This window comes from Bradyrhizobium forestalis (assembly GCF_002795245.1).
In the GTDB taxonomy this organism is placed as follows: Bacteria; Pseudomonadota; Alphaproteobacteria; order Rhizobiales; family Xanthobacteraceae; genus Bradyrhizobium; species Bradyrhizobium forestalis.
The window spans coordinates 22,474-29,181 of record NZ_PGVG01000062.1 but is presented as its reverse complement, the minus strand read 5'-3'; the positions used below and the strand labels follow the sequence as shown (position 1 = coordinate 29,181).

General features: G+C 64.2%; 6 protein-coding genes. 4 read left to right on the top strand and 2 right to left on the bottom strand.

Going from position 1 to position 6,708, the window contains the following annotated elements; genetic code table 11:
• Positions 1-205 precede the first annotated feature (205 nt).
• On the bottom strand, positions 206-1,735 hold the full coding sequence (locus tag CVM73_RS36505) for a malonate--CoA ligase (RefSeq protein ID WP_100236572.1): 1,530 nt from the start codon (positions 1,733-1,735) through the stop codon (positions 206-208).
• A gap of 86 nt (positions 1,736-1,821) precedes the next feature.
• Here CVM73_RS36505 and CVM73_RS36500 point away from each other — a divergent pair, with 86 nt between their 5' ends.
• The 4 genes from CVM73_RS36500 (at position 1,822) to CVM73_RS36485 (ending at position 5,171) form a co-directional block, all read left to right on the top strand.
• Positions 1,822-2,583 (top strand): SDR family oxidoreductase, encoded by a 762-nt coding sequence (locus CVM73_RS36500; RefSeq protein WP_100236571.1) that lies wholly within the window; start codon positions 1,822-1,824, stop codon positions 2,581-2,583.
• 424 nt (positions 2,584-3,007) lie between these two features.
• Positions 3,008-3,562, top strand: a complete 555-nt coding sequence (locus tag CVM73_RS36495; protein WP_027573033.1) for a fasciclin domain-containing protein — start codon at positions 3,008-3,010, stop codon at positions 3,560-3,562.
• Positions 3,563-3,747: 185 nt separating this feature from the next.
• On the top strand, positions 3,748-4,377 hold the full coding sequence (locus CVM73_RS36490) for a cytochrome b/b6 domain-containing protein (RefSeq protein ID WP_100236570.1): 630 nt from the start codon (positions 3,748-3,750) through the stop codon (positions 4,375-4,377).
• A gap of 11 nt (positions 4,378-4,388) precedes the next feature.
• Entirely contained in the window at positions 4,389-5,171 is a 783-nt protein-coding gene (locus CVM73_RS36485) for a molybdopterin-binding protein (RefSeq protein ID WP_100236569.1), read from the top strand.
• 111 nt (positions 5,172-5,282) lie between these two features.
• Here the strand turns inward: CVM73_RS36485 and CVM73_RS36475 are convergent, their stop codons facing one another.
• Positions 5,283-6,467: a YbfB/YjiJ family MFS transporter gene (locus CVM73_RS36475; protein ID WP_100236578.1), complete on the bottom strand. Its 1,185-nt coding sequence runs from the start codon at positions 6,465-6,467 to the stop codon at positions 5,283-5,285.
• Between the last annotated feature and the right edge of the window lie 241 nt (positions 6,468-6,708).

The window sequence follows — 6,708 nt, the reverse complement described above, 5'->3', positions numbered from 1 at the left end:
CCGTCGCTCTTGCACTCAACACCAGGCCTCGGAAGACCCTGGGCTGGAAAACACCGGCAGAAACTCTCGACGAATTGCTGCGGGTGAGCGATACACAAGGTGTTGCGACGACCGGTTGAAGTCGCCCTGGATGCCCCGGTCAAGCCGGGGCATGACAGCGCGTTGTGTGGACGCCATCGTCGCAACCACCGCGACGAGCCACTCCTCACTTCTTCGCGTAAATATCCTTGTACGTGTCCCGCAGCACGTTCTTCTGCACTTTGCCCATCGTATTGCGCGGCAGTTCGTCGACGACGAAGACGCGCTTGGGCATTTTGAACTTCGCAAGGCGGCCGTCCAGGCCCTTCAGCACGGCTGCTTCATCGATGCCCGCGCCGGGCTGGCGCACCAGCACCGCCGTGACGCCTTCGCCGAAATCGGCGTGCGGCACGCCGATCACGGCGGATTCGACCACGCCCGGCATGGCGTCGATCTCGCTCTCGATTTCCTTCGGGTACACGTTGAAGCCGCCGGAGATCACAAGATCCTTGCCGCGGCCGAGGATGTGCACATAACCCTTGTCGTCGATCTTGCCGAGATCGCCGGTGATGAAGAAGCCGTCGTCGCGGAATTCAGCCTTGGTCTTCTCCGGCATGCGCCAATAGCCCTTGAACACGTTCGGGCCCTTCACCTCGATCATGCCGATTTCTTCGCGCGGCAGTTCTTTTCCCGTCTCGGGATCGGTGACGCGCAACGAAACGCCGGGGAGGGGGAAGCCCACCGCGCCCGGCACGCGCTCGCCGTCATACGGATTCGACGTATTCATGTTGGTCTCGGTCATGCCGTAGCGCTCGAGCACGGCATGGCCCGTGCGCGCCGACCATTCGCGATGGGTCTCCGCCAGCAGCGGCGCCGAGCCCGAGATGAAGAGGCGCATATGCTTGGTGGTGTCGCGCGACAGCGCGGAATTCTGCAGCAGACGGGTGTAGAAGGTCGGCACGCCCATCAGCACCGTCGCGCGCGCCATCAGCTTGATGATCAGGTCCGGATCGAGCTTCGGAAGGAAGATCATCGACGCGCGGGCGAACAGCGTCACATTGGTCGCCACGAACAGGCCATGCGTGTGGTAGATCGGCAGCGCGTGGATCAAGACGTCCTTGTCGGTGAAGCGCCAGTAATCGACGAGCGAGAGCGAGTTCGATGCCAGATTGTCGTGGGTCAGCATCGCGCCCTTGGAGCGGCCGGTGGTGCCCGAGGTGTAGAGGATCGCGGCAAGATCGTCGTTTTCGCGCGCCACTGTCGTAAACTCGCTGCTGGCCTTGTCGGCGGCGACTGTCAGCGAGCCTTTGCCATCGGGCCCGAGCGTCTCGACCTTGGCCTTGACCTTGGCGGCGATCGGGGCGAGCCCTTCCGCCTTGGAGGGATCGCAGACCACGAGCGACGGCTCGGCATCGCCGATGAAGTAGTCGAGCTCGTTCAGCGTATAGGCGGTGTTGAGCGGCAGATAGACTGCGCCGGCGCGCACCGTGCCGAGATACAGCACGATGTTGGCGACGGATTTTTCAACCTGCACCGCGACGCGGTCGCCCGGCTTCACGCCGCGGGCGACCAGCACGTTCGCCATTTGCCCGGCGCGCGCGATCAGATCGCCATAGCTGATACGGGCGCCGTCATGCGTCTCGATCGCGAGGCGTTTGAGATCGTCGAGGCCGTCGAACAGGCGGGAAAACAGGTTGGCGTTGGCAGCTTGGTTCATGCAACATTCCTCGCCGGCGGAGGCCGGTCAAAATCGAGGGCTGGATTAGCAAAAACCGCCCCGCAGAAGCAACGGAGACAGTTGGCATGACAAGAAACGGGAAACGCGTGGCCTGGGTCACGGGCGGCGGCAGCGGGATCGGGGAGGCCGGCGCCGAGGCGTTAGCGGCCGACGGCTGGACCGTCGTGGTTTCGGGCCGGCGCAAGGACGCCCTGGATGCCGTGGTGGCGACGATCATCAAGGCGGGCGGGACGGCCGAGGCCATCGCGCTGGACGTAGCCAACGCAGACCAGGCCCAGAAGGCGGCCGATCAGATCGTTGCAAAGCACGGCCGCATCGATCTCCTGGTCAACAATGCCGGCATCAATGTTCCCAAGCGCAGCTGGAAGGACATGGAACTCGAAGGCTGGGACAAGCTGGTACAGGTCAATCTCAACGGCGTGCTCTACTGCATGCGCGCGGTGCTGCCGACGATGCGCAAGCAGCAGGACGGCTCGATCATCAACGTCTCCTCCTGGGCCGGCCGCCACGTCTCGAAGATGCCGGGCCCGGCCTACACCACCACCAAGCATGCGGTGCTGGCGCTGACCCATTCCTTCAACATGGACGAATGCGTCAACGGCCTGCGCGCCTGCTGCCTGATGCCGGGCGAAGTGGCCACCCCGATCCTGAAGCTGCGCCCGGTGGTGCCAAGCGAGGAAGAGCAGGCCAGGATGCTGCAACCCGAAGATCTCGGCCGCACCATCGCGTTCATCGCAAGCATGCCGCCGCGCGTCTGCATCAACGAGCTCTTGATCAGCCCGACGCATAATCGCGGATTTATTCAGACGCAGCTGAGCAGGGATTGAGGCAGGAAGACCGCGCCGCAATCTCTCCTCGTCGTCCTGGGGCGCGACGCAGTCGCGAACCCGGGACCCATAACCACAGGGAGAAGTTGTCGCGCGAGAAGGGTCACTCCGAGTCTTCGCCAAACCACTGCCTGTGGCTAAGGGTCCCGGATCTACGCTCCGCCCTGGACAACGCTTCGCGTTGCCAAGAGCTGCGCTTGTCCGGGACGACAGCGGAGTGTTTGGGATGCGACCCCCCACACGAACACACCGCCCCATAGTTTCACGCATCACAAAGAATTTTTCCCCGAAACCGCACCCCAAACCCTCCCGTAGTTCGGTCCAACGACGGCACTGCTGCATCACGTCACACTGTCGCAGCCGCCGTTGTTGCCCAACGCAAACGCCGGCCATCGCCGGCCTCAATTCAATCGGGAGACTTTCCATGTCGAAGCGCATTGCCTATCTCGCTGCCGCCGCCTTCAGCGCCCTCGCCATCACCGCGACCGTCGTCGCGCCTGTGCGCGCCGAGGAAAAGACCGTCATGGTCGGCGGCGCCGCGATGTTCCCGTCCAAGAACATCGTGCAGAACGCGGTCAACTCGAAGGATCACACCACGCTGGTGGCGGCGGTGAAGGCGGCGGGTCTGGTGCCGACGCTGGAGAGCAAGGGCCCGTTCACGGTGTTCGCGCCGACCAATGCCGCCTTCGGCAAGCTGCCGGCCGGAACCGTCGATAATCTGGTCAAGCCCGAGAACAAGGCGACGCTGACCAAGATCCTCACCTACCATGTCGTGCCCGGCAAGCTCGAGGCCTCCGATCTCACCGACGGCAAGAAGCTGAAGACCGCCGAGGGCGAGGAGCTGACGGTGAAGAAGATGGACGGCAAGACCTGGATCGTCGATGCCAAGGGCGGTACGTCGATGGTGACGATCTCCAACGTCAACCAGTCGAACGGCGTCATCCATGTGGTCGACACCGTGCTGATGCCGGCGACGTGACACCGCCCGCCCCCTGTTTCATCCCCGGAACAGGGTGCTTTGAGACGGCGAGCCGGGGGGTGCCCGGCTCGCATTTTTGTGACCGCAATAGCCTCACGGCATCGATTCGATGGCTGACAGGGCGTAACGGAAGCGGACGTACCGGCGTATAATTGTTGTCACGCGACCTTTAGGACGGAACCACCATGGCGAGCCTCACAGTCACCGACGAGCAGATCAGGGCCACCCCGGCCAAAGTGATCCAGCCGGCATGGGTCCGCGTCATGCACTGGATCAACGCCTTCGCCATGATCCTGATGATCCTGTCGGGCTGGCAGATCTACAACGCCTCGCCGCTGTTCGGCTTCAGCTTTCCGCGCGAGTACACGCTCGGTGGTTGGCTCGGCGGCGGCCTGCTCTGGCACTTTGCGGCGATGTGGCTGTTGATGATCAACGGCCTTGCCTATCTCGTCACCGGCTTCGCCACTGGCCGCTTCGCTAAGAAGCTGCTGCCGATCACGGCGTCCGGCGTGCTTCATGATGTCAGGGCGGCGCTGACTTTCAAGCTCGGTCATGACGATCTCACCGTTTACAACTACGTGCAGCGCCTGCTTTATGCCGGCATCATCGTGGTCGGCGTGCTGATCGTGCTGTCGGGCCTTGCGATGTGGAAGCCGGTGCAGCTCTATTACCTGGTGATGCTGTTCGGCGATTATCCGACCGCGCGCTATGTCCACTTCTTCTGCATGGCCGCGATCTGCGCGTTCCTCGTCATCCACGTCCTGCTCGCGTTGCTGGTGCCGAAGAGCCTGCGCGCGATGATCATCGGGCGTTAAGGGAGCAAGTCATGGCCAAGCGCTCATTCCTGATCCCCGGCGTCGACAAGCGGCTCCTGATCAAGGACTCCATCAAGACGATGCCCGACGTGACCCGCCGCCGCTTCATCGCGGGCGGCGCCAGCCTGGGCGCGCTGACGTTGCTCACCGGCTGCGACGTCGTCGATTCCTCCTCCGCCGAGGAGATGCTGAAGCAGGTCTCGAAATTCAACGACGCGGTGCAGGCTTTCATCTTCAATCCCGACGCGCTGGCACCGACGTTTCCCGAAAGCGCGATCACGAAACCGTTCCCGTTCAATGCCTATTACGATCTCGACGACGCGCCCGACGTCGACGGCAAAGACTGGAAGCTCGAGGTCCGCGGCCTCGTCGACAACAAGAAGTCGTGGACGCTGGACGAGCTCTATCAATTGCCGCAGGTCACGCAAGTGACCCGTCACATCTGCGTCGAGGGCTGGAGCGCGATCGGCAGCTGGACCGGCACACCCTTGCGCGATTTCTTGAAACTGATCGGCGCCGACACCCGCGCGAAATATGTCTGGTTCCAGTGCGCCGACAAGGACGGCTACAACTCGCCGCTCGACATGCGCAGCGCGCTGCATCCGCAGACCCAGATGACGTTCAAATATGCGAACGAGATTTTGCCCCGCGCCTACGGCTTCCCGATGAAGATCCGCGTGCCGACCAAGCTCGGCTTCAAGAACCCGAAATACGTGGTCTCGATGGAAGTCACCAACGACTACAAGGGCGGCTACTGGGAAGACCAGGGGTACAATTCGTTCAGCGGGAGCTGATTGAGGCAGTCATTCCGGGGCTCGCGAAGCGAGAACCCGGAATCCATCGGGCCGCAGCGCTGGTGGATGAATAGATTCCGGGCTCGCGCTACGCGCGCCCCGGAATGACGGCTATGCCTTCCCCACCTTCCGCTGGCACAATGCCGCCACTGCGCCCAGCGCCAACAACGCCGCAGACACATTGAGTGCGTAACTCAAGCTTCCCAGCGCATCGGTGATCGCGCCGACCACGATCGGTCCCAGCGTCTGGCCGACGCCGAACGAGATCGTCATCGCCGCGATCGCGGTCGGCCACACCTGCGGCGGGTAGTTGAAGCGCACGAAGGCGGTGGTCGAGCCGACCACGGCGAAGAAGGCGACACCGAACACCACGGCGGAGACCGCGAGCCATGCCGGCGAATGCCCGAGCATCGGCAGGGCCGCACCCAGCGCATTGGTGCCGAGGATGATGGCGGTGGCGAGCCCGCCGCGATCCAGCGCCAGCACGCCGCGCCAGGCCCAGGGCGTGATGAAGGCGGATAGACCAATCAGGCTCCAGAATGCCGCCTGCGCCGCTGCCCCGCCGCCGCCGTCGCGCACATAGGCGATCATGAAGGTCATGTAGGCGATGTAGCCGGCGCCGAACAGGAAATAGCCGGCCAGATAAATCAGCACCGGCAGGATCGCGAACGACGCGTGACCGCCTTCCGAGAAGCGGACATTGCTCTCGATGCGGATCAGGAACAGCGGGATCGTCATCGCCACCGACAGCAACGTCAGCGCCCACCACACGATCCACCACGAGCCCGGTCCGAAATATTGCAGCGTGAACGGGGCGATCAGCCCCGAGGCGAGAATGCCGATGCCCGGGCCGGCGTAGAACAGGCTCAGCAGGAAGTTGGCCCGCTCCGGGCGCGACTGGGCAACGGTCGCAGCCAGCGCGCCGCCGGCGACGAAGCCGGCCGCCGCGCCCAAGCCCAGCACGAGGCGCGCCAGGCTCAGCGCGACGAAATTGCCTGACAGCGCGCAGGTCGCGAGCGCTGCGACGCAGGCGAGGGTCCCGCCGCGGATCGCGGCTGCCCAGCCGACGCGCTGGATCAGCCGGGATGCGACCAGCGCGCCCACGAGATAGCCGACCGCGTTGATGGTGTTCATGAAACCGGCCGCCGAGTAGGACCAGCCGAGGTCCTCCCGCATGTCGGGCAGCACCAGCGCATAGGCAAAGCGGCCGATGCCGAGCCCGACCGTCGCCGCCAGCGACAGCGTCAGGATCAGCCGCGCGGGATGCGGGTTCGGGGGACGGTCAGGGGCGTGCAAGGGGGACTCCAGCAGCCCGCACTGTGGCAGGCCCGGCCCGTCTTGCACAGCCGCGGCGCGGCAATGGTGTCTTGCCAAGCGCGCAACGCCGCTCTAGCACTCCGGCCATCCCGTCATTCCGGGGCGCGCCTCTTGGCGCGAGCCCGGAATCCATTTCCCCGCAGGCGCAGTGGCCCGATGGATTCTGGGTTCGCTCGCTTTGCTCGCGCCCCGGAATGACGACGTAGAATTGAGAGGAACG

What these genes read in the sequence shown, in the direction of transcription:
- CVM73_RS36485 (WP_100236569.1), top strand. Translation starts at nt 4,389, where the DNA reads ATGGCCAAGCGCTCATTCCTGATCCCCGGCGTCGACAAGCGGCTCCTG.
- CVM73_RS36500 (WP_100236571.1), top strand. Translation starts at nt 1,822, where the DNA reads ATGACAAGAAACGGGAAACGCGTGGCCTGGGTCACGGGCGGCGGCAGC.
- CVM73_RS36505 (WP_100236572.1), bottom strand. Translation starts at nt 1,735, where the DNA reads ATGAACCAAGCTGCCAACGCCAACCTGTTTTCCCGCCTGTTCGACGGC.
- CVM73_RS36495 (WP_027573033.1), top strand. Translation starts at nt 3,008, where the DNA reads ATGTCGAAGCGCATTGCCTATCTCGCTGCCGCCGCCTTCAGCGCCCTC.
- CVM73_RS36490 (WP_100236570.1), top strand. Translation starts at nt 3,748, where the DNA reads ATGGCGAGCCTCACAGTCACCGACGAGCAGATCAGGGCCACCCCGGCC.